The following is a 25,439-nucleotide window of genomic DNA, read 5'->3' on the forward strand; positions in this document are numbered from 1 at the left end:
ACGGCACCCATCCAAAACCTTTTACATGGCCGTAATAAAACGATTTACATCGGGAACACATTCGTTGTTAGCGTGCCGGACACGCGCTCACTGCAACCCCGGCCCCACCGAGCACGACGACTCCACCCCTCCCTCACCCGCTCGCCGGCCCCCGGCATCGCATGGAAGGTCACCATGACTCTCGACACCCGATTCACCCGAAAGGCCCTCACGGCGCTGACCCTCGCATCGGCCAGCGCCCTCCTGCTCGCCGGCTGCTCCGGCGACGCAGACGCCACCGACGACGCTTCGGCGTCGACCGGTGTCAGCGACATGATCAGCGCGGACCGCTGCGCCGAGAACGAAGCCGCCGGACCCATCACCTTCCTCACCTCATACGCCTACGTGGCATCCGTCGGACTGCTCGACGTCCTCACCGCGAAGGACCAGGGCATGTTCGAGGACATGTGCCTCGATGTCACCATCGAGCCCGGATCGAACAACACTCAGCTGGTCTCGGCCGGCACGGCGCAGTTCGCCGGTGTCGGCAGCCCCTCCGACGTCATGGTCGCCATCGACAACGGCGCGGATGTCTCCGCGATCGCCACCTACGGCAACACCCCCGCCATCATGTTGATGACCAACACCGACATCTCCGACCTCTCCCAGCTGGAGGGCACGACTGCCGGCTACAAAGGCGCCATCCCGCCGCAGATCTCCGCCATGCTCACCGCCGACGGCGTGGACACGGCGAGCATTGAATGGGTATCGGTGGGCTACGACCCGACGATCCTGCCGCAGGGGCAGGTCGACGCACTCACCGGCTACAAGTCCAATGAGCCCCTGGTATTGGCCTCACAGGGCTACGACGTGACCGAGTGGGACCCCGCCGACTACGGCATCGAGTCCGCCTTCAACACGCAGATCGTCAATTCCACGTTCGCCGAGGAGCACCCCACCGCCGTCGAGGACTTCCTGCGCGCGAGCTTCGCCGCCTACGCGTGGATCAATGAGTCGGACGAGAACCTCGACGCGGCCCTCGCATACGCCGAGTCGCTCTCGGAAGCCGGCTACGACCTCGATCTGAGCGCGCAGCGTTGGAAGACCGAGGTGGGCCTGGTCGAGGAGAGCCAGCCGGAAGGCACGGTGCTGGGATACCAGGCGGTCGACCAGTGGACGCCCGAGGCGGACATGCTGATGGAGAACGACCTCATCAGTGCAGAGCCCGACATCGAGAGTGAAATCGACACGAGCTTCGTCGAGGCGATCTACGGCGACGGCGAACTGGTCTGGCCCGCGCCGTAATGAAGGCCTGGGTCCAAACGGACTTCGGCGGCCCGCGGGTGCGGCGACGACTCGACGTCGCCGCACCCGCGGCCGCACCCGACGAAGTCATCGTGCGCGTGCTGGCGATCGCGTTGAACCGTCTCGACGTGCTCCAACGAGTCGCCCCCGTCATCCCGGCGATGTCGATCCCCCACATCGCGGGAATGGACATCGTCGGCCAGGTGGAGACCGTGGCAGCGGGTGCCACCTCTCCCGCCGCCGGCGAGGTGGTGCTGATCGATCCCGTCGTCAGCTGCGGATCGTGCGAATACTGCCTGGGTGAGACACCGACCTACTGCGCGCAGTTCGCCACGATCGGATCCACGCGGGCGGGCGGCATGGCCGAGTTGGTGGCGGTACCCGCGCGCAACTGCACCGTCGTCTCCGTCGCCCCCGAGGACACCGAACGTCTGGCGGCCCTCGCCGCCGTCCCGGTCGCCGGTGCGACCGCGTGGCGTGGCCTTCTCAGCGCCGGTGCGCTCACGGCCGGAGAGACCGTGGTCATCCCCGGTGCCGGATCGGGCCTCGGCGCCGCCGGCGTGCAGATCGCCCTCTCCCGCGGCGCACGGGTGATCACCCTCGTTTCGGGTGAGCGCAAGCGCAAGCGCGCCTTGCGCTCGGGTGCGCACGAGGTCATCGACCGTGCCGCGACCCCCGACTGGGTCGCCGAGGTGTACCGCCTGACCGATGGCCGCGGAGCGGATCTCGTGTGGGACCACGTCGGCGGCGAGTTCCTGGGAGCCGCTCTGCGCGCGACGCGTCCGGCCGGCCGGGTAGTGCTCTCGGGAACGACGGCGGGCCTGGATACTCACCTCCACCTGCCCGACTTGTATCAGCCGGGGCGGAACATCCTCGGGCACGGCAGTTACAGCCGCGCGGACATGGCGGCGGCGATCCATGCGTTCACGAGCGGCGAGTTCACCGTCGTGATCGACTCGGTCTTCGACTTCGAGGAGCTGCCAGACGCGGAACGCAGACTCGAATCCAACGACTTCTTCGGCAAGATCGTCGTACTCGGCCCCGAGCGTTCCCCTTCCCCGACCCCGATTCCGGAGTGAGATGACGATGAGTCAGAACCAGAGCGACGCGACGATCGAGGTCAGCGGGGTCGGGCGCACCTACGTGCGCGGCAAGAAATCGGTCCAGGCCCTCTCAGGCATCGACCTGTCGATCCGGCAGGGCGAGTTCGTGACCCTGTTCGGCCCGTCCGGATGCGGCAAGTCGACGCTCCTGCGCCTGCTGGCAGGACTGGACGAGCAGACCACCGGCGAGATCTCCATTTTCGGGTCGACGCCTCGCAAGGCGTCCGCACGCAAGGACATCGCGTGGATCCCGCAGTCCTCCGCGCTGCTGCCCTGGCTCGACATCCGCGCGAACGCGGCGTTGTCCGCCGTGATCAACAAGAAGGCGGACCGCAAGGGGGTCAGCACGCGCCGCCCCGAGGATGCCGAGGCGATTCTCGCCGAAGTCGGGCTCGGGGACTTCCAGCGCTCGCGACCCGATCAGCTCTCCGGCGGGATGCGGCAGCGCGCCTCGATCGCACGCGGCTTCGCGCAGGGCGCCCCTGTGATGCTGATGGACGAACCGTTTTCCGCGCTGGACGAATTGACCCGCGATGCGCTGCGCATCCGGCTGTTGGAGCTGTGGGAGCACCACAAGAAAACGATCGTGTTCGTCACCCACTCGGCACAGGAGGCGGTGCTGCTCAGCGACCGCGTCGTGGTCATGAGCCCGCGCCCTGGTCGCATCAGCGACATCGTCAGAGTCGACTTCCCACGCCCTCGCGGGTGGGAGCTGACCGAGACCCCCGAATTCACGGCGAAGGTCGCCGAGGTCAAACAGATCCTCTGGAGCGCGTGGAAGGGCGACGAATGAGCACGATCGACACCCCCGCCGAGCGCCGCCGGACGCGCCGCCGCCTCGGCGTTCGCACGGGAAACGCGGCGCTCACAGTCGGGGCGCCGCTGGTCCTGTTCGTCGTCCTCGCCGTGCTGTGGCAATGGACGGCGGCGACCTTCACGAGCGTCCTGCCCCCGCTGCAGGACATCGCCGCGGACATCGCGGAGCGCCCTGAGTTCTACGTCGAGAACCTGATGGTCACGATCCGCTCCGCGATGACCGGTCTGCTCATCGGCGTCGTCGTCGCGCTCCTGCTGGCGGCCACGGTCGTTCATTTCACGTTCCTCCGCTCGGCCATCATGCCCGTCGCGTTGTTGTTGAACGTCACACCCATCGTCGCGATCGCACCCGCTCTGGTGGTCGCCTTCGGGTTCAGCGACGTGCCGCGGATCATCATCGCCGCCATCTCGGCGTTCTTCCCGATGCTCATCAACGCCATCACGGGTCTGCGGTCCGTCGACCCGCAGGCGCTCGAGGTGTTCAACGCCATGGCCGCGAGCAGGCGGGAGATCTTCTTCCGCCTGCGCATCCCCTCGAGCCTGCCCTACCTGTTTGCCGGTGCCCGGCTGTCGGTGACGGCCGCGATGATCGGCGCCGTGGTCTCCGAGTTCACTGGCTCCAGCAAGGGCATCGGCGCCGTCATCGTGACCGCGACGACCTATCTGAACCTGCCCCAGATGTGGGCAGCGATTCTCTTCTCGGCCGTCACAACATTGTGCCTGTTGGGCATTATCGGGCTCATCGAGCGCGTGATCGTGCGCTGGTAGGCTTTCTGCGCCATGCCTCTCGTCCCGCAGGGCCATGGGCCCGTGACACTCAAGGACGTCGCGGCGCGTGCCGGCGTGAGCATCTCCACCGCGAGCAACGCGCTGACCGGGTCACGCGCCGTCAGCGCGAGCTCGGTACAGCGTGTGCTGCAGGCGGCCGCCGAGCTCGGTTATCAGAAGAACGAGGCCGCCCGCACCCTGCGCACGGGGTTGCGCAGCGCGATCGGCCTCGTGGTGCCCGATGTCACCAACCCGTTCTGGGGCGGCATGATCGGCACGATCGATCGAATCGCCGCCGAATCGGGGTTCCAGGTAGCGCTGACGAACACGGAGTTCGATCCGCAGCGCGAGACGGCAGCACTGGCACGACTGGTCTCGCGGGTGGACGGTATCCTGCTCTTCTCCACGCAGCCGACCGGACCGGCCGTGCGTCCGCTGCTGGAGATGGGCATTCCCATGGTGGCATGCGACGAGGTGTTCGATCTCGACGGCCTGGGCGGGGTGTATTCGGACAACGAGGCCGGCGCGCGCGCGGCCGCGCACCACCTCGTGGATGTCGGCGGGCGGGTGTTCGGCATGCTGGAGGGCCCGGTCAGCCTCACGACCGCGCAGCAGCGGGCCCGTGGTTTCCGGCAGGGACTGGTCGATCGAGGGATCTCACCCTCCCATATCCACACCGCCGTCGCGGAGTACTCCTTCGAGGGTGGCCGCGCCGGCATTCGGCGCCTGCTCGAAGAGCATCGCGACGTCGACGCGGTCTTTGCGTGCACCGACAATCAGGCGATCGGCGGCATCTTCGAGGCGATCGATCTGGGCCGTTCGATCCCCGACGATCTGCTGGTGTGCGGGTTCGATGACATCAGCTGGTCGTCGCGCCTGGCACCCTCGCTCACCACGCTGCGCCAGGATGCCGAGGGAATGGCCACGTGTGCCGCGCTGATGCTTCTGGAGATGATCACGGTGGGCGGCGAACCGCGCGTCGAGGTGTTCCCCGTCGAACTCGTCGCGCGCGATTCCACGCGCCGTCAGGGCGCGTGGACGACCTCGGTTACGACTGTGTAAAACGTTTTATATTTGGCGCGGATCGGATGTCGCCACACGGCAAGCTGGGATGGCGCACCGTCGTGCGCCGCGTGGGCCATGACATCGACGGCCGCGTGAATCATCGAAGGGGTACGCATGGCCGAACCGCTGCACTTCGGGGTGTTTGAGATCCTCACCCCCTCCAATGGCGTCCCCACCTGGCGCCACCCGCACGGTCGCGCCGACGTATACGGCGACGTCGCGTACTGGACGACTCTCGCGCGAACGCTCGATGACGCCGGCTTCGACTTTCTCTTTTTCGCCGACAGCTACGGCTACCCCCTCGTAGACGGCGCCGTCCCCGACGAAGTGCTCTCCCATGGCATTCTCTTCCCCGGCTACGACCCGATGCTGCTGGTGAGTGCGGTCGCGCAGGCGGCACCGAGCCTGGGCATCGTCATCACCTCCTCGACCTCGCTCGAACAGCCCTTCCCCACCGCCCGACGCTTCGCGACGCTCGATGCGTTCACCGGCGGCCGGATCGGGTGGAACATCGTGACCGGATCGACCGCGCAGGTCACCGAGGGCCTGTTCGGCATCACGCACTACGACCACGACACCCGCTACGACGTCGCCGACGAGTTCGTCGACCTCTGCCGCACACTCTGGGAAGACGCGTGGGACGACGACGCGGTCGTCCTCGACCGCGGTGCCGGCGTACTGATCGACCCTGAACGCGTGCGCGAGGTCGACTACCGCGGCGAGTACTTCGCCAGCCACGGGATGTTCAAGGTGCCGCCGGGGCCGCAGCGCACCCCCATGCTGTTCCAGGCAGGCGCCTCGGCCCGCGGACGCGACTTCGGTGCCCGCAACGCGGAAGCGATGTTCATCCAGGGGCAGGACAAGGAACAGGCGTTGAAAGCCACGCGCGACATCCGCGCCCGCGTCGCCGCGGCAGGCCGTGACCCGCACAGCCTCAAGCTGCTCAGCGGCGTCACTGTCACCGTCGCCCCGACGAGCGCGGAGGCGCAACGAAAGCGCGAGGAGCTCGAGAGCCTGTTCTCGATGGACGACGCCGCCGTCCTGTTCGCCGGGTTCACCGGTATCGACCTGCGAAGCCTTGACCCTTCGATGCGCATCGAGGACATCCCGGGCAACGACCAGGGGCAGACCCCACTGGACCGGTATCGCACGGTGGAGGGCGTGGACACCGTCGGCGACGTCCTGGAGGCCTTCCGTGTGCAGGAGCGCGGCTTCATCGTCACCGGCAATCCATGCGAGGTCGCCGAGGAACTCGTGGAGACGGCCGCCTACGCCGACATCGACGGGTTCATGCTCGAGCCGACCTTCGGCGACGCGCAGGCCTACGAGGAGTTCATCGAGCTCGTGGTGCCGGAGCTTCAGCGGATGGGCGCGTGGCCAGAGCCCGACCGCTCCGCCACGCTCCGCCAGCGGATGGGATTCGCGACACGTACCCCGTCGTTCCGCCCGCTATCCCGCAACACGAGGGCATCCTGACCCCCTCCCGCCCTTTCACCTCTCAGCCGGACAACCGCGCTCGGCGGCCTCGACGACGTTCGTCATGAGCAGCGCGACGGTCATCGGGCCGACGCCGCCGGGATTCGGGGAGAGACAGCCGGCGACATCCGCCACATCCGGGTCCACGTCACCATAGACCGCGCTCTTGCCGGTCTCGGGGTCGGTCTCGCGCGTCACACCGACGTCGAGCACCGCCGCGCCGGGTTTGACGTCCGCCGCGCGCACGATGTGCTTCACGCCCGCGGCGGCCACGATGACATCCGCCTGCTTCAGGTGCTGCGACAGGTCGGCCGTGCCGGTGTGCGTGAGCGTCACCGTCGCGTTGATCTCGCGCCGGGTCAGCAGCAGGCCGATCGAGCGGCCGATGGTGACACCGCGCCCGACGACCACCACGTGCTTGCCGTTCAGGTCGTAGCCGTTGCGCTGCAGCAGCTCGATGACACCGCGCGGCGTGCACGGCAGCGGCGTCGTGATCGGGGCGTTCACGTTCAGCACGAGCCGACCGAGGTTCGTCGGATGCAGCCCGTCCGCGTCCTTGGCGGGATCGATCCGCTCGAGGACCGCGTCGGTGTCGATGTGCTTCGGCAGCGGCAGCTGCACGATGTAGCCGTGGCAGCTCGGATCGGCGTTGAGCTCGTCGATGAGCGCCTCGACGTCCGTCTGCGTGGCGTCGGCGGGCAGCTCGCGCTGGATGGAGTTCATCCCGATCGCCTCGCTGGCGCGGTGCTTCATGCCGACGTACAGCTGCGATGCCGGATCGGCGCCGACGAGCACCGTCGCGATCCCGGGCACGACCCCCTTCTCGGCGAGCGCGGCGACCCGCGCGCGCAACTCGTCTTTGATCGCCGCCGACGCGGCCTTTCCGTCCAGCTTCTGCGCGGTCATGACGCTCCCTCTCGGATCGATAAACACATCCCGCCCCGAGACATCGGGCATTGCGTGATGTCTCGGGGCAGAAGTGGTTTTTCGGATGTCGTCCCGGCGTTACTGCTGCAGCTCGGGGTAGAGCGGGAAGGCGCCGGTGAGCGCAGCCACGCGGGCCCGCAGAGCCTCGACGTCGGCGCCGGGCAGCAGGGCCAGGGCGATGATGTCGGCGACCTCGGCGAACTCGTCGTCACCGAAGCCGCGGGTGGCGAGGGCGGGCGTGCCGACGCGCAGACCAGAGGTGACCATCGGCGGACGCGGGTCGTTCGGCACGGCGTTGCGGTTGACGGTGATGTGGATCTCGTGCAGGAGGTCTTCGGCCTGCTTGCCGTCGATCTCGGCGTCGCGCAGGTCGACGAGCACGAGGTGCACGTCGGTGCCGCCGGAGCGCACGGTCACGCCGGCGCCGGCGACGTCTTCGCGCTGGAGACGCTCGGCGAGGATCGCGGCACCGCGCACGGTGCGCTCCTGACGGTCGCGGAACTCCGGGGTGCCGGCGAGCTTGAAGGCGGTCGCCTTGGCGGCGATCACGTGCATGAGGGGGCCACCCTGCTGACCCGGGAAGACGGCGGTGTTGATCTTCTTGGCGAGGTCGGCGTCGTTGGTGAGGATGAAGCCCGAGCGAGGTCCGCCGATGGTCTTGTGCACCGTGGAGGAGACCACGTGGGCGTGGGGAACCGGCGACGGGTGCACGCCGGCTGCGACAAGGCCCGCGAAGTGGGCCATGTCCACCCACAGGTACGCGCCGACCTCGTCGGCGATCTCGCGGAAGCGGGCGAAGTCGAGCTGACGCGGATACGCCGACCAGCCGGCGATGATGACCCTGGGCTCGTGCTCGACGGCGAGGCGGTGCACCTCGTCCATGTCGATCAGACTCGTCTCGGGGTCGACGCCGTAAGCGACGATGTCGTAGAGGCGGCCCGAGAAGTTGATCTTCATGCCGTGGGTGAGGTGGCCGCCCTGGTCGAGCGCGAGGCCCAGGATGGTGTCGCCCGGCCGGGCGATCGCGTGCAGCACGGCCGCGTTCGCGGTGGCGCCGGAGTGGGGCTGCACGTTGGCGAACTCCGCACCGAACAGCTCCTTGGCGCGCGCGATCGCGAGCTCCTCGGCCACATCGACCTCTTCGCAGCCGCCGTAGTAGCGGCGACCGGGGTATCCCTCGGCGTACTTGTTGGTGAGCACCGAGCCCTGCGACTGCAGCACCGAGACGGGAACGAAGTTCTCCGAGGCGATCATCTCGAGGTAGCCGCGCTGGCGGTCGAGCTCGCGCTCGAGCACCTGCGCGATCTCGGGGTCGACCTCGGCCAGCGGGGCCGTGAAGAAAGAGTCGGTCATGGCGTTCTCCTTGCAGACGGGATCGGGATTCCGAGTGTTCGATCGGCCCAGGCGTGCGGTCGACGTGCCATGCGGTCGCTTCCCGGTGGTCATCCACCTCAACGCCAGTCGCGACATCCCCGATCATAACGGATGCCGTCTCGGCCGGAGTTTGTTAGGTTGCCTTACATGAGCCTTCCGCTGGTGCCTTACCCGGCGTCCACCACCGCCCTCGACGAGCCCGCCTTCCGGCTCGACGCGAGCGCCGGCGTCACCGGCGACGAGACCTGCGCGGCGCTGCTGCGCCGCGAGCTCGAGGCGGTCACGGGCACCACCATCGGGTCGGATGAGGGCATCCGACTCGATGTCGCGACGGACGGAGCCCCCGAGTCGTACACGCTGGATGCGTCGGCGCACGGCGTGGTGGTCACCGGGGCGGACCCCGCCGGCCTGTTCTACGGCGTGCAGACCCTCCTGCAGCTCGTCGCCCGCGATGAAAATGGATGGCTGATCCCCGCCGTCCGGATCACCGACCGCCCCCGGTTCGCCTACCGCGGGGTCATGCTCGACGTCGCACGCCACTTCTTCGACGTCGACACGGTGTGCAGATGGATCGACCGGGCCGCCTCCCTGAAGGCCAACCACCTGCACCTGCACCTGAGCGACGACCAGGGATGGCGGATCGCCCTCCCGTCGCGACCCGAGCTCGCCCAGCGCGCCTCGGCGACGGCTATCGGCGCCGACGATGGCGGCTGGTACTCGGCGGCGGACTACGCCCGCATCGTCGCCCACGCGGCCTCCCGTCACATGACCGTCGTGCCCGAGCTCGACATGCCCGGGCACACCCACGCGGTGTCCCTCGCCTACCCCGCCCTCGCGGCGGAGCCGGTGATCACCGACGAGGTGCGCGCGGCCGCCGACGCGTTCGGCGGCGGCCTCCCCCGCACCGGGGAGCCCTACCGCGGGCTGGCGGTCGGCTTCTCGTCCCTGCGCATCGGCGACGACGAGGTCGACCGGTTCGTCACCGACGTGTTCACCGATCTCGCCGCCCTCACCCCGGGGCCGTACCTGCACCTCGGCGGCGACGAGGCCCTCGGCACCGACCCGGCGCGCTATGCCTCGTTCGTCGCCCGCGTCACCGAGATCATCACGGGGCTCGGCAAGACCCCCGTCGCCTGGCACGAGGCCGGCGCCGCGGACCACCTCGCCGCCGGCACGACCGGCCAGTACTGGGGGTTCACCACGCCGGTGGACGGGTCCGCCGAGACGATACGGAGCTTCGTCGCGCGAGGCGGCCGCATCATCCTCTCCCCCGCCGACGCGGTCTACCTCGATATGAAGCCGGACGCCGACTTCCCCCTCGGGCTCACGTGGGCGAACGGCCCCACGAGCGTGCGGCGGGCCTACGAATGGGAGCCGTCCACGGTGATCGGCGGTCTCGACGAGGACGACATCCTCGGCGTGGAGGCGCCGCTGTGGACGGAGACGGTGCGCACCGCCGCCGACATCGACGCCCTCGCCTTCCCGCGCATCGCGGCGGCCGCCGAAGCCGCGTGGTCTCCGCCGACCGACGCTTCCCCGGAGCGCACGTGGGACTCGTTCCGGCACCGGGTCGGCGCGCAGGGCCCGCGCTGGGCCGCGCGGGGCATCCGCTTCCACGCCAGTGGGGAGATCCCGTGGGCGTGACCGTCATCCACTCCGCGCGCCTGGTCACCGGCGGCGCGGTGACCGCCGACGCGTGGGTGCGCTTCGACGGCGACCGGGTGGCGGCCGTCGGCACCGGGTCGGGGTGGGCTGCGACGACGGATGCCGGGGTCGACGTCGTCGATGCGTCGGCCGTCGCGGGTGACGGCGCCGTGCTCACTGCCGGCTTCATCGACCTGCACGCCCACGGCGGCGCGGGCGCGTCGTTCGACGAGGGCGCCGACGCCATCCGCACCGCGCGCGCCCTGCACCGCGGCCACGGCACGACCCGCGGCCTGATCTCGCTCGTGTCGGCACCGATCGAGGTGCTCGCCGCGCGCGCCGGCGTCGTCGCCGACGTCGCCGGCACCGATCCCGATGTGCTGGGGACGCACCTGGAGGGACCTTTCCTCGACCGCGGCCGCCGAGGCGCGCACGACGAGCGCGCGCTCCTCGATCCGACCCCCGACGCGGTCGACCGCCTGCTCGAGGCCGGACGCGGCACCGTGCGGCAGGTCACCCTCGCGCCGGAGCGCCCCGGCGCCCTGGCTGCCATCGCCCGCCTGCGAGAGGCGGGCGTCGTGCCGGCCGTCGGTCACACCGCTGCCGGCTTCGACCTCGCTCGCGCGGCGTTCGACGCCGGCGCCGGCATCCTCACGCACGCCTTCAACGCGATGCCCGGGCTGCACCACCGGCACCCGGGTCCGATGGCGGCCGCCGCGGCCGATTCCCGCGTGACGCTGGAGATCATCGCCGACGGCGTGCACCTGCATCCCGAGACCGTGCGCATCGCATTCGCGGCCGCGCCGCACCGCATCGCCCTGATCACCGACGCCATGGCGGCGACCGGACGCCCCGACGGCGCGTACGAGCTCGGCAGCCAGCGGGTCGACGTCGAGGGGGGTGTCGCCCGACTCGCGGAGGGGACGCGTGCGATCGCCGGGTCGACGCTCACGCAGGATGCCGCCCTCCGGCGCACGATCGAGGCGGGCGTATCGCTCCCCGACGCCGTCCACGCCCTCACGGCCGCCCCGGCTCGCGCGATCGGGCGAGACGACCTCGGCGCTCTGGCCCCCGGCATGCTCGCCGACGCGGTCCTGCTCACCCGTGACCTCGAGGTGCGCCGCGTGTGGACGGGCGGACGCGCGTCCGCGGGCCCCGAAGAGGGCGCGGCGTAGAATCGGAGCATGCCCGAGAACGCCTCACCCTCCTCGGCCGCGCCCGCTTCCCCCGCGCCCGGCATGCGCGCACCGCTCACCGGCCTCGACATCCTCGCCTTCGTATGCGAGCTGTTCGCGCTCGGCTCGTTGGCGCTGTGGGGGTTCCTCGCGTTCGACCTGCCGTGGAACATCGTCGTCGGCGTCGGGGCACCGACCCTCGCCCTGGTCGTGTGGGCACTGTTCGTCTCCCCGCGCGCGGTCTTCGCCGTGCACCCGTTCATCCGGGGTCTCGTCGAGCTGCTGGTCTACCTGTCGGCCACGATCGCCTGGTGGGACCTCGGCTACGCGTGGATCGGCGTCGTCTTCGCCGTGATCGCCGTGACGTGCGGCGTGCTGGTCGGACGGCGCCGCCTGTCGTGACCGACGCCGTCGAGGTCGTCGCCCGTCTCGCCGCCGAGCTCGGCGATCGCGTCGACGTCTCCTTCGACGCCCGTCGTGCCGCTCGGGCCGACAAGTCCGGGCACGCCGCAGCGGGCATCCCCGTCGCGGTCGTGCACGCCGGCTCGGTCGAGGACGTGCAGGCGACCCTTCGCGTCGCCACCGCCACCGGCACGCCCGTCGTGACCCGCGGCGCCGGTACGGGCCTCGCGGGTGCCGCGAACGCCGGCGACGGCGAGATCGCCCTCTCGGTGCGCGGGATGGACCGCATCCTCGAGGTGCGCCCCGACGACCTGATCGCCGTCGTCGAACCGGGCATCCTCAACGCCGACCTCAACGCGGCCCTCGCGCCGCAGGGCCTCTGGTGGGCCCCCGATCCGGCCAGCCGCGCCATCTCGACGGTGGGCGGCAACATCGCCACCGGAGCGGGAGGCCTGCTGTGCGCAAAGTACGGCGTCGTGCGCGATGCGGTGCTCGGCGTCGACGTCGTGCTCGCCGACGGCCGCCTGCTGCGCCTGGGCCATCGCACCGTCAAGGGCGTCACCGGTCTCGACCTCACGTCGCTCATGATCGGCTCCGAGGGGACGCTCGGAGTGATCGTCGGGGCGACCCTCAAGCTCCGGCGCACCGTGCCGGGCGAGGTGTGCACGATCGCCGCGACCTTCCCGGCGGTGCGCGACGCGGCGACCGCATCCGCCGCCGTCACCGCGTCCGGGGTGCAGCCGGCGATCATGGAGCTCATGGATGCGGCTTCCCTCGCCGCCGTGCACGCTCACCTCGGGCTGACCGCGCCGACACCGGGCGCCTCGCAGCTGACCATCCAGACCGACGGCATCTCGGCGGCAGCCGACGCCGAGGCGATCGGGCGGATGCTCGCCGACGCCGGCGGCACGGTCGCCGTCACGCGCGACCCGATGGAGGGCGAACGACTGCTCGCGGTGCGCCGCGCGATGCATCCGGCCATGGAACGCCTCGGCACGACCCTCATCGAAGACGTCTCGGTGCCCCGCAGCGCCCTCCCGGCGATGTTCGACGAAATCGCCCGCGTCGAGCGCGAGTACGGACTGCCCATCCCCACCGTCGCCCACGCCGGCGACGGCAACCTGCATCCGAACTTCGTGTTCGACGCCTCCCCCGACGCGTCGGGCGTCGTCGAGGTGCCCCCGGTCGTGTGGCGCGCGGCCGACGCGCTCTTCCGCGCCGCGCTCGCCCTCGGCGGCACCCTCACCGGTGAGCACGGCGTCGGCGTGCTGAAGAGCCGATGGCTCGCCGACGAGCTCGGCGACGACCAGTGGGAGATCCAGCGCCAGATCACCCGCGTGTTCGATCCGGACGGCATCCTGAACCCGGGGAAGGTGTTCGCCCGGTGAGCGGCACGATCCACGTGGCGGCCGCGGTGGTCGTCGCCGACGACGGTCGCACCCTCGTGGTGCGAAAGCGCGGCGCGCGGGTCTTCCAGCAGCCGGGCGGCAAGCCCGACGCGGGTGAAGACGCCCTGGCGGCCGTCGTGCGCGAGGTGGCCGAGGAGACCGGCATCGCCGCCGACCCGGGCGACTACGTGCCGCTCGGGCGCTTCGCCGACGACGCCGCGAACGAGCCCGGCCACCGCGTCGTCGGCGACGCGTTCCTCCTGCGGGTCGGCCCGGCTGAGGCGACCGCGTCGGGAGAGATCGAGGAGCTCCGCTGGCTGACGCCGGCCGAGGTGCCCGACACACCGCTGGCGAACCTGAGCCGCAACCACCTCATCCGCTTTGCCTGGCGCTGACCGCCTTCGCCGATCCACCCCGTTCGCGTCGAGCCGGCCCTCTCGCGACGCGAAGAACGGGCCGGCTCGGCGGGAAGGGGCCGGCTCGACGCGGCGTCAGAGGCGCTGCCAGGCCGGCTTGTTCGCGTAGGCGTAGCGGTAGTAGTCCGCGTGGGCGAGGTCCGTCGCCGCCGCCTCGTCGAGGACCACCGTGGCGTGGGGATGCAGCTGGATGGCCGAGCCCGGCGACGACGCCGACAGCGGGCCTTCGACCGCCGCGGCCACCGCGGCCGCCTTGCCCTCGCCGAAGGCCAGGAGCATCAGGTGCCGGGCGCGGAGGATCGTGCCGAGCCCCTGCGTGATGCAGTGCATCGGCACATCGTCGATCGTGTCGAAGAAGCGGGCATTGTCGCGGCGGGTCTGCTCCGTCAGCGTCTTCACGCGCGTGACCGACGCGAACGACGACCCCGGCTCGTTGAATCCGATGTGCCCGTCGGTGCCGATGCCGAGGATCTGCAGGTCGACACCGCCCGCGGCTTCGATCGCCGCCTCGTAGTCCGACCCGGCGTGCTCGATGCCCGCGGGGCTCCCGTCGGGAACGTGCACGCGCGCGGGGTCGAGCCCGAGCGGGTCGACCACCTCGCGCGAGATCACCGACCGGTAGCTCTGTGGATGGGCGGGATCGATCCCCACGTACTCATCGAGCGCGAAGCCGCGCACAAGCGACAGGTCGGTGCCCGCCAGCCGCCCGCGCAGCGCTTCGTACACCGGGAGCGGAGTCGAACCGGTCGCAAGTCCCAGCACCGTGTCGGGCCGCGCCTCGATCACCCGCGCGATCGCGTCGGCCACGAGCGCACCGGCCGCGCGGGCGTCGGGCACGATGACGACTTCAGCCATGCGCAAGCACCTCCTCGCTGGCCCGGCCGACCAGAGCGGCGCCGAGCGCTGCGGCCGGTGATGCCGGCGGCAGCAGGGTCGCCCGATCGCGCAGGTGGAGGGAGCGGATGAACGCCGACGCGGCGGCGCCGGCGTCGAGCTCGTCGACCACCGGGCCGGTGAGCCGCTCGCCGAGGGCGCTGAGCCCGCCGCCGATCACGACGGTGTCGACGTCGGCGGTGAGCACGAGCACGCGGATCGCCGAGGCCACGCCGCGTGCGAGGTCCGCGCGCAGCGCGACGGCCCGGGGGTCTCCGGCGTCGGCGGCGTCGAAGACGTCGCGCACGGGAAGCGCTCCGGGGCGCCCCCACCGCTCCGCGACGGCTCCCCCGCCCGCGAGCGCCTCGATGCATCCGCGCTGTCCGCACCGGCACGGTGGACCCGCCGGGTCGACGGAGATGTGCCCGACCTCGCCGGCGCTTCCGCCGGCGCCGCGCCACAGCTGCCCGTCGACCACGATGCCGGCGGCGACGCCGGTGCCGAGGTTGAGATAGGCCATGGTCCCGGTTCCAGCACCGTGCAGGGCGTGCGCGCCGAGCGCAGCCGCCTTCACGTCGTTCTCGACCCGCACGGGAAGGCCGAGCATCGGCTCGACGGTGCTGGCGACGTCGAGGTCGTGCACGCCGAGGTTCACCGCGTGCACGACGCGGGTGGAGCCCGGGGCGACCTGCCCCGGCATCCCGATCCCGACCGACCGGATCCCGTCGCGGCCGACGCCGGCTTCGGCGGCGACCAGGTCGACGGCGCGCACGATGGTCGCGCCGACCGCGTCGACGCCCCAGCCGGTGGCCAGCCGCGTGCGGGCGAGCACGCGAGCGGCGTCGTCGACGACCACGGCGTCGGTCTTGGTGCCCCCGACGTCGAGCCCGACCCTCATCGGCCGCGCTCCCGTTCGAAGGCGGCGGTGGTGCGCGGCGCCATCAGCCCTTGACCGCCCCGGCCACGAGCCCTCCGGTCATCTTGCCCTGCACGATGAGGAAGAAGATCATCACCGGGATGGCGATGAGCGTCGAGCCGGCCATGACGGCGCCCCAGTCGACGGAGCCGCCGACGCTGGAGGACTGGAAGGCGTTCAGCCACGGCATGAGCGGAAGGTTGTAGCCGCTCATGAGAAGCAGCGCCATCGTGAACTCGTTCCACGACTGGATGAACGCGAAGATGCCGGTCGAGATGAGCCCGGGCGCCAGCAGCGGGAAGGTGACCTTCCAGAACGCCTGCGACTTCGTGCACCCGTCGATCATGGCCGCTTCTTCGAGATCCGCGGGGACCCCCGCCACGAATCCGCGAAGCGTCCAGATCGTGAAGGGGATGACCGCGGCGGTGTAGACGATGCCGAGACCGAGCAGGGTGTTCATCAGCTGCCAGTCGTCGATCATCCCGTAGATCGTGAACATCATCGCCTCACCGGGGATCATCTGCACGATGAGGACCGAGACGATGAACCCGCGGCGTCCCTTGAAGTGGAATCGCGCGACGGCGATCGAGGCGAGGAAGGCGAACAGCAGGGTGGCCACGAGCACGCCGGCGGTCACCGTGAGTGAGGTCATGAGCGCGTGCGGGAAGTCGGTCTGTCCGGGGGCCGCTTCGCGCGTCCACGCCGTGAGGTAGTTCTGCAGCGTGAAATCGAAGGGCAGAAAGCTCGGCTCGCGCGTGATGATCTCGCTGTTGGGCGTCAGCGACATGTTGATCATCCAGTACACCGGGAACACGCTCATGGCGAAGACGATCGCCGCGGCGACGTTGAGGAGCGTGCGGGTGAGCACGCGCCGGCTCGAGGGGCGCCGCGCCTGCAGGGACCGGGGCGCGGGGCGGTTCGGCGAACCCGGCTCGCCGAGCACCTCGTCGACGCCGACGGTGCCGACCTGGGTGGCGGTGGTGACCTGTGTGCTCACAGCTCCTCCTCCTTCAGGGTGGTGCGCACGTATCCCCAGGAGAGGACGAGCAGCAGGATGACCATGACGACGCCGATAGCCGCGGTGGCCCCGAATTCGCCGACGCCCTGGCGGAACAGGTAGGTGCCGAGCACGTTCGTCTCGGAGGCGAGGCCGCCGCGGCTCTGCAGCGCGTAGACCTGGGTGAAGATGCGCAGGTTCCAGATGATCTGCAGCACGAGGACGACGGTGAGGATGCTGCGCAGGTACGGGAAGACGACCAACCAGAACCGCTTCCACGGGTGCGCGCCGTCCAGGGAGGCGGCTTCGAGCACCTCGCCGGGAACCTGTCCGAGACCGGCGTAGGTGGTGAAGGCCACGAAGGGCACCGACTGCCACACGATGATGATCGTGAGGACGAAGAAGAACGACCACGGGTTCAGCAGCCACGAGTGGTTGGTCCAGTCGGTCGTGCCGGTGAGGGTGTTCATCGCCCAGTTCACGACGCCGTACTCGGTGTCGAAGATCCACCCCCAGACGACCGTTGCCGTCAGGGGCGGCATGGCCCATGCGAGCAGGAGCCCGATCGACACGACGATGCGCCAGGCACGCGAGAGCCGGGTCATGAGCACCGCGACCAGCACGCCGAGACCCATGTTGAGCACGGTGAGCACGACCATGAGCCCGAGGCTGCGCATGAGCACGGCCGGGAAGTCGGACTGGGTGAACAGGTCGATGTAGTTCTCGAGACCGACGAAGGCGGGGAGGGTGCCCTGCACCTTGTTCTTCACCGTGTAGTCGGTGAACGACTGGATCACCATCAGCACGGCGGGGTAGCCCACCATGACGCCGAGGATGATCAGCGACGGGGTGAGCAGCGACCACGCGCCGCGGGCTTCGCGGCGCCGCCGGGAGCGCTCGCGCGGGGTGAGCGACGTGGTCGGGCGTCGCCCGGAGGCCGGGCGTCCCACGGTGAGGGCACGGGTCTCGCTCATGTCGCCTCCTCTCTCGGTGGTGCGGATGCGGGGGTGTGGACAGGGATGCAGGGGGCCCGGTGGGGCCGGACCCCCTGCGAAGACCGACGGGTGTCAGTCGTTGAGGATGGCCTCGATCTGCTCGTCGAGCGACGTCGCGATCTCGGTCACATCCCCGCCCTGGGCGATGCCGACGAGGGCGTCGGGGATGATCTGCGCAGCCTCGACCTCGGCCCAGTTCGGGCTGGCCGGGGTGCCCTTGGAGTTGGCGAGCGCGGCGGCCTGCGCCTGGGCGACCGGGGTGTCCGGCAGCGATGCGGCGGCCGACACGATCCCGGGCGTCAGGCCCTGCTCGGCGAGCAGCGTCTGGTAGCCCTCGGAGAGCATGATCTCCAGGGCGGCCTTGGCCTTCTCGGGCGCTGCGCTCTTGGTGGCGACGGCCACGTTGGACCCGCCGGCGAAGATCGGCGCCGTCTCACCCTCGACGAGGCCCGGCAGCGCGAACGCGCCGAGGTCCTTCGCGTAGGTGTCGGGGCATCCTTCCTCGACCTCTTCACCGGCGGCCTCGTCGCCCCACGGCCAGTCGCCGGTGAGGTTGCCGGCGGCCCATGCGGGACTGGAGATGAAGCCGGCCTCGCCGTCGCAGAACGCGATGTTCGCCATGAGCTCGTTGCCATCGGCGGGGGCGACCGAGGCGTTGAGGTAGACCTGCTGCAGCAGTTCGAGCCCCTCGATGCTCTCCGGGCTCGAGAACTGCGCGTCCCACGTGTCGCCGTCCTGCACCGCGATCTCGCCGCCGTAGGCCCAGACGTAGGGAAGCGCGTTGTACCAGTCCTTGCCGGGGGCGTAGATGCCCGAGACGCTGTCGGTGGTGAGCGCCTCGCCCTGAGCGACGTAGTCCTCGAGCGTCGCGGGAACCTCGTCGACCATCATGGGGCTGTAGAAGACGACGCGACCACCGGCGTAGTACGGCGCGGCGTACAGCGCGCCGTCGTAGGTGCCGGCGTCCACCAGGCCGCTCAGCAGATCGTCGCCGCCGAGCTCCTCCTGGATGTCGGAGATGTCGAGGAACAGTCCGGCGTCGGCGAAGCCGAGCGCCTGGGTGTTGCCGACCTCGACGACGTCGGGGCTGTCGTTGGACGACAGTGCCGCGGTGTAGGTGTCGGAGACGTCGGCCCAGGTCTTCTCCTCGATCGTGAGGGTCCAGCCCTCGTTCTCGGCCTCGAAGGTCTCGGTCAGGTAGTCGCGCGCCGTCTGCGGGGTGTCGGTGCCGACGAGCCAGACCGTCAGGTCGCCGGTCTCGGGCTCCGTGGAGGCGGCGTCATTGCCACCGGCGCAGCCGGCGAGAGCGACAGCCGAGGCGCCCACGAGCGCGAACGCTCCGAGCTTGTGCTTCATGGTGTCATCCTTCGTTCTTCTTGGTGAGGACGAGCCGGGCGACCCGTCCGGGGAGGGTGGAGCGTGGCCCTACGAGACGCCGAGCTGTGCCGAGAGGACCATGACGGCGGCGCCGCGCAGGACGATGTCCTGGCCTTGCTCCGTCATCCGCACCCGCACGCCGTCGTGGTGCGTGGCGAGCGTTCGTGCGCGGAGGGTCTCGACGGCCTGCTCGGCAAGAGCACCGTCGAGAAGTTCACGAGGACCCGAGAGCACGATCTCGGGGAGGTCGAGGACGCCCACGATGGGCGCGAGCGCGATCCCCAGGCGCTCGCCCGCGTCGCGCAGCACGCCGGCGGCGGGTTCGGCGGTCGCGGCGATCCGGGCGGTCAGCGCTGGGACCGCCAGCCACGCCTCGAGACAGCCGATCTTGCCGCACGCGCACCGCGGGCCACCGTCGGTGCCGACGGTGACGTGACCGATCTCGCCCGCGGCGAACCGGGCGCCGCGCACCGGCTGCCCCCCGGCGAGCAGCCCGGAACCGACACCCCGACCGACCCGAACGAGGAGCACATCCTCGCTCGCGCCCCCGAAGGTGTACTCGGCGAGCACGGCAGCGTTGGCGTCGTTCGCGACGAGCACCGGCAGCCCCAGCGCCTCGCGCAGTTCGCCTTCGAGGTCGAGGCCGTCCCAGCCGAGGTTGGGGGCGGTGAGAATGACGCCATGGGCGTCGATCACACCGGGGGCGCCCACGCCGACGCCGAGCACGGGCGCATGGGCGTCGGCGACGAGGTCGCGGGCGAGCGCGATCACCGCACCGAGCGCCGCGTCGGCGTCGGCGGGCACGGCCACTTCCGACCGCACGACGATGTCGCCGTCGAGCGTGAGGACGGCGCCGAGGAAGGTTTCACTGCCCGACAGGTCGAGACCGACGATGCGATGACCGTCACGATCGAGATCGACGAGGATCGCGGGTTTTCCGGGCCGCGAGGATTCCCGGACACCCTGCTCGGCGACGAAACCGTCGGTGATGAGGCCCGCGACGAGATCGGAGATCGTCACACGCGTGAGGCCCGTCTCCCGCGCGAGGTCGGCGCGACTCATGGCGCCGCCGTGGAAGAGGGTCTGCAGGACGAGCGAGCGGTTGTGCCCTCGCGCGTGCTCGGGCAGCACCTTCGCACCGGTGCGGGAGGCACGGGCGCGGACGAATCCGCCGGAGGGGGCGGTGTTCTCGAGGGGGGTGGCATCCGTCGAGAGGAAGGAGCCAGGCCGCAGGTCCGGAGCAGACATGTTTGTTAGTAGACCTTACGAACAAAGCCGCCGCAACCCTTTCGTCGCTTTTGCACGGCGCATTTACAAAACCGTTACACGTCGGTGACGCTGCGGTGAGCGCATTCTCACAATCCGAGCGCATGCCCCTCGCCTACGCTGGGAGCACCGCGAAGGAGATTCATGAACCGCACCCTCCCCGCCGCCGCGATGACCGCCGCGGCCCTGCTCCTGCTCGTCGGATGCACCGGCGACGCAGAGCCCGACACCGCAGCCACGGCAGCCACGGCCGAGGACGAGAGCACCGGACAGTCGCAGGACGCCCCCGGCGACGACGGCCAGAGCGTCGAGGACGCGTGCGCCGTGATCGCCCAGACGATCACCGACGCGACCGCCGAGTTCGAAGGCGGCGATGCCGACGACCTGGCCGCGGTCGCGGAGGCCATGGAGGCCGCTGCCGCGGAGCTCGCGACCGAGGCCGGAGCGATCACCAACGACGAGGTCGCCGCGCTGGTGCCCGATCTGCAGCAGATGTTCGCGGAGGCCGGCGAGGTGTTCGTCGCCCTCGGCGAGGGCGACGCGTCGGGGGTCGAGGATCTGGAGGAGATCGGCACCCGCTTCCAGGAGACCGGCGCGGCCTTCGAGGAGCTCTGCGCGGGCTGAACGATTCTCGGCAGACCGTGATCAATCCGTAGCACGCCCGCATCCGGCCTCCTTTACCATGGATGAACGTGCAGAGCAGGCGGGGGTGAGCGCGTGACGGATGTCGTGACACGACCGGACGCGGGTGTCGACGAGGGTGCGGGCGGACCGACCTCGGGCGACGACGCGACGGTTCCGACCGATCCCACCTACGAGTGGGCCCCGGTCGAGCCGGAGCCGCGCAAACGGCGCATCGGCCTGTGGATCGGTATCGGCGCGGGGGCCGTGGCCCTCGGCGCGGCCGCAGCATCGCTCGTGCTCATCGCGCCCGGCACATCGGTCGCCGGCGTCCATGTCGGCTTCATGACGCAGGGCGCCGCCGCCGACGCCATCTCCGGCCGACTCGCCGAGACGACCGTCGTGCTCGCCGGTGACGGGGGCGACGCCCGTGTCTCCGGCGCCGACCTCGGAGCGACCGTCGAGGCACAGGCTCTCGCCGAGACCGCCTTCGCCGAGCATCCCCTCTGGAATGTCACGGCGTGGTTCCCCGAACCCCTCGACGCCCCCGTGGCGATCGACGAGGCCGTCGCTGCCGAAGCCCTCGCCGCGGCCGTCCCGGCGATGTACACGGATCCCGTCGACGCCGAGGTGGCCTTCGACGCCGACAGCACCGCCTACGTCGTGACGCCCGGCGTCGACGGAACCGGCGTCGATGCCGGCGCGGTGCGCGAGAGCCTCGCCACCGCGTTCGCGGCCGGCGAGACCACGATCGAGGTCGACGCCGTCGCCTCGCCGGTCTCGCCCGAACGGGAGACCTACGTCGCCGAGGCGACGGCCGCGCGCCTGAACACGATGCTCGACGAGGCCGGGTTCTACGTCGGCGACGAACGGGTCGTTCCGATCGAGGCCTCGACGCTCGCCTCCTGGATCACGCTGTCCCCCGGCGAGCGCGGCACCCTCGACATCGCCGTCGACGAGTCCGCCGTGCAGGAGGTCGTGGACACCCTGCCCGAGGCTGTGAACCGCGACCCGGTGAACAACAAGATCCTCGTGAACATGGCCGGCACGACCCTCGCGGAAGAGAACGAGGGCACCGTCGGCCGCGAACTGGAGACCACCGACGGCATCGCCGCAGGTTTCTCCGAGCAGGTCGCCACCGCGAACGGCGCGTACCAGCTCCCGGTGGTCGAGACCCCCTACGAGACTGCCGAGGTGGTGCGTCTGCTCGAGGTCGACCTGAGCTCGCAGATGCTGTACCTGAAGGAGAACGACCGGGTCGTCGACAGCTGGGCGATCTCGAGCGGTCAGAGCAACACACCGACCTACACCGGTCGCTACACGGTTCACGCGCACCTCACGAGTCAGACCATGCGCGGCAGCGAGCGCGACGCCAACGGCGACGTGCTCCGTGATGCCAACGGCGATCCGGTGACCTACACGACCCCCGACGTCAAGTGGGTCATGTACTTCAACGGCGACCAGGCCTTCCACGGCGTCTACTGGCACTCCAACTGGGGCACGCCGATGAGCCACGGATGCGTCGGCATGCCCGAGTGGCGGGCCGAGCAGATCTTCAACTGGACCGCCAACGGCACCGACGTGTGGATCCACGCCTGAGCCCGAGCGACATCGCCGCCCGCTGACAACGCGACCGCACGAGAACGGCGCCCCAACCCGCGAGGGTGAGGCGCCGTTCTCGTGCGAGCCGGACTCAGCTGAGGGCGTCGATGATGCCGTTCAGTGTGGCCGACGGACGCATGACCTTGTCGACCGCGTCGCCGTCGGGGCGGTAATAGCCGCCGATCTCGACGGGCGATCCCTGCACGGCGGCGAGCTCGTCGACGATCTTCTGCTCGTTCGTCGCGAGGGCCGCGGCGACGGGGGCGAAGATCTCCGCGAGCTCCGCGTCGACCTGCTGACCGGCCAGCTCCTGCGCCCAGTACAGCGCGAGGTAGAAGTGGCTGCCGCGGTTGTCGATCGAACCGAGCTTGCGGCCGGGCGACTTGTCGTTCTCGAGGAACGTTCCGGTCGCGGCATCCAGCGTGTCCGCCAGCACCTGCGCGCGGGGGTTGTCGGTCGTCGTGGTCAGGTGCTCGAGCGACGCGGCCAGGGCGAAGAACTCGCCGAGCGAGTCCCACCGCAGGTAGTTCTGCTCGACCAGCTGCTGCACATGCTTCGGGGCGGAGCCGCCCGCGCCGGTCTCGAACAGACCCCCACCGGCGAGCAGCGGCACGATCGAGAGCATCTTGGCGCTCGTGCCGACCTCGAGGATCGGGAAGAGGTCGGTGAGGTAGTCGCGAAGCACGTTGCCGGTGACCGAGATGGTGTCCTCGCCGCGCCGCATCCGCTCCAGCGTGTAGCGCGTCGCCTCGGCCGGCGGCAGGATCACGATCTCGACGTCGGAGGTGTCCAGGAGCGCGAGGCCCTGGTGCACCTTCGCGATCAGCTGAGCGTCGTGGGCGCGGTTGACGTCGAGCCAGAACACCGCGGGAGCACCGGTGGCGCGCGCCCGTGTGACGGCGAGCTTCACCCAGTCCATGATCGGGATGTGCTTGGTCTGCGTGGCACGCCAGATGTCTCCGGCGGCGACGGTGTGCTCGATGAGCACCGTCCCCTCCGAGTCGACGATCTGCACCACGCCGGGAGCGGCGATCTCGAACGTCTTGTCGTGGCTTCCGTACTCCTCGGCCTTCTGCGCCATGAGCCCCACGTTGGGCACCGTGCCGATGGTCGCCGGGTCGAGGGGACCGTTCGCGACGACATCCTCGATCACGGCCTGGTAGACGCCGGCGTACGACGAGTCGGGGATCACGGCGAGCGTGTCGGCCTCTCCCCCGTCGGCGCCCCACATCTTGCCGCCGTTGCGGATCAGCGCGGGCATCGACGCGTCGACGATCACGTCGCTCGGCACGTGCAGGTTGGTGATGCCCTTGTCGGAGTTGACGTAGGACAGGCGCGGGCCCGCCTCGAGCGCCGCGGTGATCTCGGCGGCGATGTCGGCACCGCCGTCGAGGCTCGCGAGCCCGGTGAGGATCGAGCCGAGGCCGTTGTCGGGCGTGAGCCCCGCTGCCGTGAGCTTCTCACCGTGGGTCGCGAAGACATCCCGCAGGAAGGCCTTGACGACGTGGCCGAAGATGATCGGGTCGCTGACCTTCATCATCGTCGCCTTCAGATGCACCGAGTAGAGCACGTCGTCGGCCTGGGCCTGCTTCAGCGTGTCGGCCAGGAACGCGTCCAGCGCCGCCGCCGACAGGAACGTCGCGTCGATGACCTCCCGCGGCAGCACCTTCAAATCGCTCTTGAGGATCGTCTCGCCGCCGTCTTCGCCGATGTGGCGGATCGTCAGCGTGTCGTCGTGGGCGGCCACCCAGGACTTCTCGTTGCTCTTGAAGTCGTCGTGGCCCATGGTCGCCACGCGCGTCTTCGAGCCGGCCGGGAACGGCTTGTTGGTGTGCGGGTACTTGCGGGCGTAGTTCTTCACCGCCCCGGGAGCGCGACGGTCGCTGTTGCCCTCGCGCAGCACCGGGTTCACCGCGGAGCCCTTGATGCGGTCGTAGCGTGCGCGCACATCCTTGTCTTCGACCGTCTTCGGGTCGTCGGGATAGTCGGGGATGTCGTACCCCTGCGCCTGCAGCTCGGCGATGGCGGCCTTCAGCTGCGGGATCGACGCCGAGATGTTCGGCAGCTTGATGATGTTCGCCTCGGGGAGTGTGGCCAGCCCGCCGAGTTCAGCGAGCGCGTCTCCGACGTGCTGCGCGTCGGTCAGCTTCTGCGGAAAGGCGGCCAGGATGCGTCCGGCCAGCGAGATGTCGCGGGTCTCGACGTCGACACCCGCCTTGCCGGTGACGGCCTTGATGATCGGGAGGAACGACGCCGTGGCGAGAGCGGGAGCCTCGTCGGTGTACGTGTAGATGATGGTCGAGTCGGTCACCTGTTCGTCTTTCGCTCGGTTGTCGTTCCAGCCTAACGCAGGCGCCTGTTTATCTTGACGTCAAGATAAATCGGTTGCGGCCCGTGACGGCGTGCGTGTGTGGCGACGGGGTTACCGGCTAGCCTGTGCGTATGGCCGAGCTGCGACTTGTCGAACTGTCCGCCGCGACGATCGTCGCAGTCAACAACATGTCCCTCAAGCCCGGACAGGAGCAGTTCCTCGCTCCGGTGAGCTATGGGATCGCCGCGACGGTCGCGGATCCGCGCACATCCTGGCAGCGGGTCGTCCTCGACGCGAACGAGGTCGTCGGCTTCGTCAGCGCCGGCTTCGATCCCGAAGCGCCCGAGGAGCACTTCCGCTCCGTGCTGTGGCGCATCAACGTCGACGCCGACGACCAGGGCCGCGGCATCGGCCGCTTCGCCATCGAGAAGCTGCTCGACGAGGCGCGCGACCGTGGCCTCGACAAGCTCAACGTCATCTACGAAGAGGGCGAAGCCGGACCCGAGGCGTTCTTCACGCGCATGGGCTTCACCCCGGTGGGTGAGACGGAGTACGGTGAGGTCATCGCCGAGATCCGTCTCTGACGGGCGGCGATCGGCCCACCCCTCAAAACAAGGTCCCGGTCGCCGCATTCCGGCGGCGG

Annotated in this window: 23 protein-coding genes and 1 riboswitch; of the genes, 14 read left to right on the forward strand and 9 right to left on the reverse strand. The window is 70.1% G+C overall.

All coding sequences use genetic code 11. The features are described 5' to 3' along the window. Positions 1 to 174 precede the first annotated feature (174 nt). From IM777_RS12500 to IM777_RS12525, 6 genes are all read left to right on the forward strand, one after another. Complete coding sequence (locus IM777_RS12500) at positions 175 to 1,284, forward strand: ABC transporter substrate-binding protein (RefSeq protein WP_071044640.1); 1,110 nt, start codon at positions 175 to 177, stop codon at positions 1,282 to 1,284. Then, on the forward strand, positions 1,284 to 2,363 hold the full coding sequence (locus IM777_RS12505; protein ID WP_071044639.1) for a zinc-binding dehydrogenase: 1,080 nt from the start codon (positions 1,284 to 1,286) through the stop codon (positions 2,361 to 2,363). The genes IM777_RS12500 and IM777_RS12505 overlap by 1 nt, the downstream gene beginning before the upstream one ends. Before the next feature lie 7 nt (positions 2,364 to 2,370). Then, a complete protein-coding gene (locus tag IM777_RS12510; protein ID WP_071044755.1) occupies positions 2,371 to 3,180 on the forward strand; it encodes an ABC transporter ATP-binding protein in 810 nt (269 codons plus the stop codon). Next, a complete protein-coding gene (locus IM777_RS12515; RefSeq protein ID WP_194383596.1) occupies positions 3,177 to 3,971 on the forward strand; it encodes an ABC transporter permease in 795 nt (264 codons plus the stop codon). The genes IM777_RS12510 and IM777_RS12515 overlap by 4 nt, the downstream gene beginning before the upstream one ends. A gap of 42 nt (positions 3,972 to 4,013) precedes the next feature. Next, positions 4,014 to 5,033, forward strand: a complete 1,020-nt coding sequence (locus tag IM777_RS12520) for a LacI family DNA-binding transcriptional regulator (protein WP_176759413.1) — start codon at positions 4,014 to 4,016, stop codon at positions 5,031 to 5,033. 117 nt (positions 5,034 to 5,150) lie between these two features. Further along, entirely contained in the window at positions 5,151 to 6,512 is a 1,362-nt protein-coding gene (locus tag IM777_RS12525) for an NtaA/DmoA family FMN-dependent monooxygenase (RefSeq protein WP_071044636.1), read from the forward strand. A gap of 15 nt (positions 6,513 to 6,527) precedes the next feature. On the opposite strand, the gene IM777_RS12530 is transcribed toward IM777_RS12525, so the two are convergent. Together IM777_RS12530 and glyA are read right to left on the reverse strand one after the other, a co-directional pair. After that, positions 6,528 to 7,418 (reverse strand): bifunctional methylenetetrahydrofolate dehydrogenase/methenyltetrahydrofolate cyclohydrolase, encoded by an 891-nt coding sequence (locus IM777_RS12530; protein WP_194383597.1) that lies wholly within the window; start codon positions 7,416 to 7,418, stop codon positions 6,528 to 6,530. A gap of 99 nt (positions 7,419 to 7,517) precedes the next feature. Then, positions 7,518 to 8,792 (reverse strand): serine hydroxymethyltransferase, encoded by a 1,275-nt coding sequence (glyA, locus tag IM777_RS12535; protein WP_194383598.1) that lies wholly within the window; start codon positions 8,790 to 8,792, stop codon positions 7,518 to 7,520. A 38-nt stretch (positions 8,793 to 8,830) separates the two neighbouring features. Then, positions 8,831 to 8,914, reverse strand: a riboswitch (ZMP/ZTP riboswitch). A 46-nt stretch (positions 8,915 to 8,960) separates the two neighbouring features. Between glyA and IM777_RS12540 the strand changes: the two genes are divergently transcribed. The 5 genes from IM777_RS12540 to IM777_RS12560 are packed head-to-tail and all read left to right on the forward strand — an operon-like array spanning position 8,961 to position 13,817. Next, positions 8,961 to 10,457 (forward strand): beta-N-acetylhexosaminidase, encoded by a 1,497-nt coding sequence (locus IM777_RS12540; protein ID WP_194383599.1) that lies wholly within the window; start codon positions 8,961 to 8,963, stop codon positions 10,455 to 10,457. Then, positions 10,454 to 11,632, forward strand: coding sequence for an N-acetylglucosamine-6-phosphate deacetylase (gene nagA / locus IM777_RS12545; RefSeq protein ID WP_194385618.1), 1,179 nt, complete (start codon positions 10,454 to 10,456; stop codon positions 11,630 to 11,632). The genes IM777_RS12540 and nagA overlap by 4 nt, the downstream gene beginning before the upstream one ends. A 9-nt stretch (positions 11,633 to 11,641) precedes the next feature. After that, positions 11,642 to 12,034, forward strand: coding sequence for a YrdB family protein (locus tag IM777_RS12550; protein WP_194383600.1), 393 nt, complete (start codon positions 11,642 to 11,644; stop codon positions 12,032 to 12,034). After that, the gene (locus tag IM777_RS12555) at positions 12,031 to 13,422 is read left to right on the forward strand and encodes an FAD-binding oxidoreductase (RefSeq protein ID WP_194383601.1); all 1,392 of its coding nucleotides are present in this window, start codon (positions 12,031 to 12,033) and stop codon (positions 13,420 to 13,422) included. Before IM777_RS12550 ends, IM777_RS12555 begins: the two co-directional genes overlap by 4 nt. Next, positions 13,419 to 13,817: an NUDIX hydrolase gene (locus tag IM777_RS12560; protein ID WP_228480797.1), complete on the forward strand. Its 399-nt coding sequence runs from the start codon at positions 13,419 to 13,421 to the stop codon at positions 13,815 to 13,817. Before IM777_RS12555 ends, IM777_RS12560 begins: the two co-directional genes overlap by 4 nt. Before the next feature lie 96 nt (positions 13,818 to 13,913). Here the strand turns inward: IM777_RS12560 and IM777_RS12565 are convergent, their stop codons facing one another. The 6 genes from IM777_RS12565 to IM777_RS12590 form a co-directional block, all read right to left on the reverse strand. Next, positions 13,914 to 14,693 carry a glucosamine-6-phosphate deaminase gene (locus IM777_RS12565; RefSeq protein ID WP_194383602.1) on the reverse strand — a complete coding sequence of 260 codons (780 nt, stop codon included), beginning with the start codon at positions 14,691 to 14,693 and terminating at the stop codon, positions 13,914 to 13,916. Further along, positions 14,686 to 15,609, reverse strand: a complete 924-nt coding sequence (locus IM777_RS12570) for an ROK family protein (protein ID WP_194383603.1) — start codon at positions 15,607 to 15,609, stop codon at positions 14,686 to 14,688. The genes IM777_RS12565 and IM777_RS12570 overlap by 8 nt, the downstream gene beginning before the upstream one ends. Positions 15,610 to 15,652: 43 nt before the next feature. Then, positions 15,653 to 16,624 carry a carbohydrate ABC transporter permease gene (locus IM777_RS12575; RefSeq protein ID WP_071044627.1) on the reverse strand — a complete coding sequence of 324 codons (972 nt, stop codon included), beginning with the start codon at positions 16,622 to 16,624 and terminating at the stop codon, positions 15,653 to 15,655. Continuing rightward, positions 16,621 to 17,598 (reverse strand): carbohydrate ABC transporter permease, encoded by a 978-nt coding sequence (locus tag IM777_RS12580; RefSeq protein ID WP_194383604.1) that lies wholly within the window; start codon positions 17,596 to 17,598, stop codon positions 16,621 to 16,623. The genes IM777_RS12575 and IM777_RS12580 overlap by 4 nt, the downstream gene beginning before the upstream one ends. Positions 17,599 to 17,691: 93 nt before the next feature. Beyond that, on the reverse strand, positions 17,692 to 18,975 hold the full coding sequence (locus IM777_RS12585) for an extracellular solute-binding protein (protein ID WP_071044626.1): 1,284 nt from the start codon (positions 18,973 to 18,975) through the stop codon (positions 17,692 to 17,694). A gap of 69 nt (positions 18,976 to 19,044) precedes the next feature. Next, positions 19,045 to 20,244, reverse strand: a complete 1,200-nt coding sequence (locus tag IM777_RS12590) for an ROK family transcriptional regulator (RefSeq protein ID WP_194383605.1) — start codon at positions 20,242 to 20,244, stop codon at positions 19,045 to 19,047. Positions 20,245 to 20,406: 162 nt separating this feature from the next. On the opposite strand from IM777_RS12590, the gene IM777_RS12595 reads away from it, so the two are divergent. Together IM777_RS12595 and IM777_RS12600 are read left to right on the forward strand one after the other, a co-directional pair. Beyond that, positions 20,407 to 20,886: a hypothetical protein gene (locus IM777_RS12595; protein WP_194383606.1), complete on the forward strand. Its 480-nt coding sequence runs from the start codon at positions 20,407 to 20,409 to the stop codon at positions 20,884 to 20,886. A gap of 105 nt (positions 20,887 to 20,991) precedes the next feature. Continuing rightward, positions 20,992 to 22,482 carry a L,D-transpeptidase family protein gene (locus IM777_RS12600; protein ID WP_228480798.1) on the forward strand — a complete coding sequence of 497 codons (1,491 nt, stop codon included), beginning with the start codon at positions 20,992 to 20,994 and terminating at the stop codon, positions 22,480 to 22,482. A gap of 94 nt (positions 22,483 to 22,576) precedes the next feature. Here the strand turns inward: IM777_RS12600 and IM777_RS12605 are convergent, their stop codons facing one another. Further along, positions 22,577 to 24,796, reverse strand: a complete 2,220-nt coding sequence (locus IM777_RS12605; RefSeq protein WP_194383608.1) for an NADP-dependent isocitrate dehydrogenase — start codon at positions 24,794 to 24,796, stop codon at positions 22,577 to 22,579. A gap of 131 nt (positions 24,797 to 24,927) precedes the next feature. On the opposite strand from IM777_RS12605, the gene IM777_RS12610 reads away from it, so the two are divergent. Further along, positions 24,928 to 25,380, forward strand: a complete 453-nt coding sequence (locus IM777_RS12610; protein ID WP_071044621.1) for a GNAT family N-acetyltransferase — start codon at positions 24,928 to 24,930, stop codon at positions 25,378 to 25,380. Positions 25,381 to 25,439 lie beyond the last annotated feature (59 nt).

Origin of the sequence: Microbacterium luteum (assembly GCF_015277875.1) — a bacterium.
GTDB classification, from domain to species: Bacteria; Actinomycetota; Actinomycetes; order Actinomycetales; family Microbacteriaceae; genus Microbacterium; species Microbacterium luteum.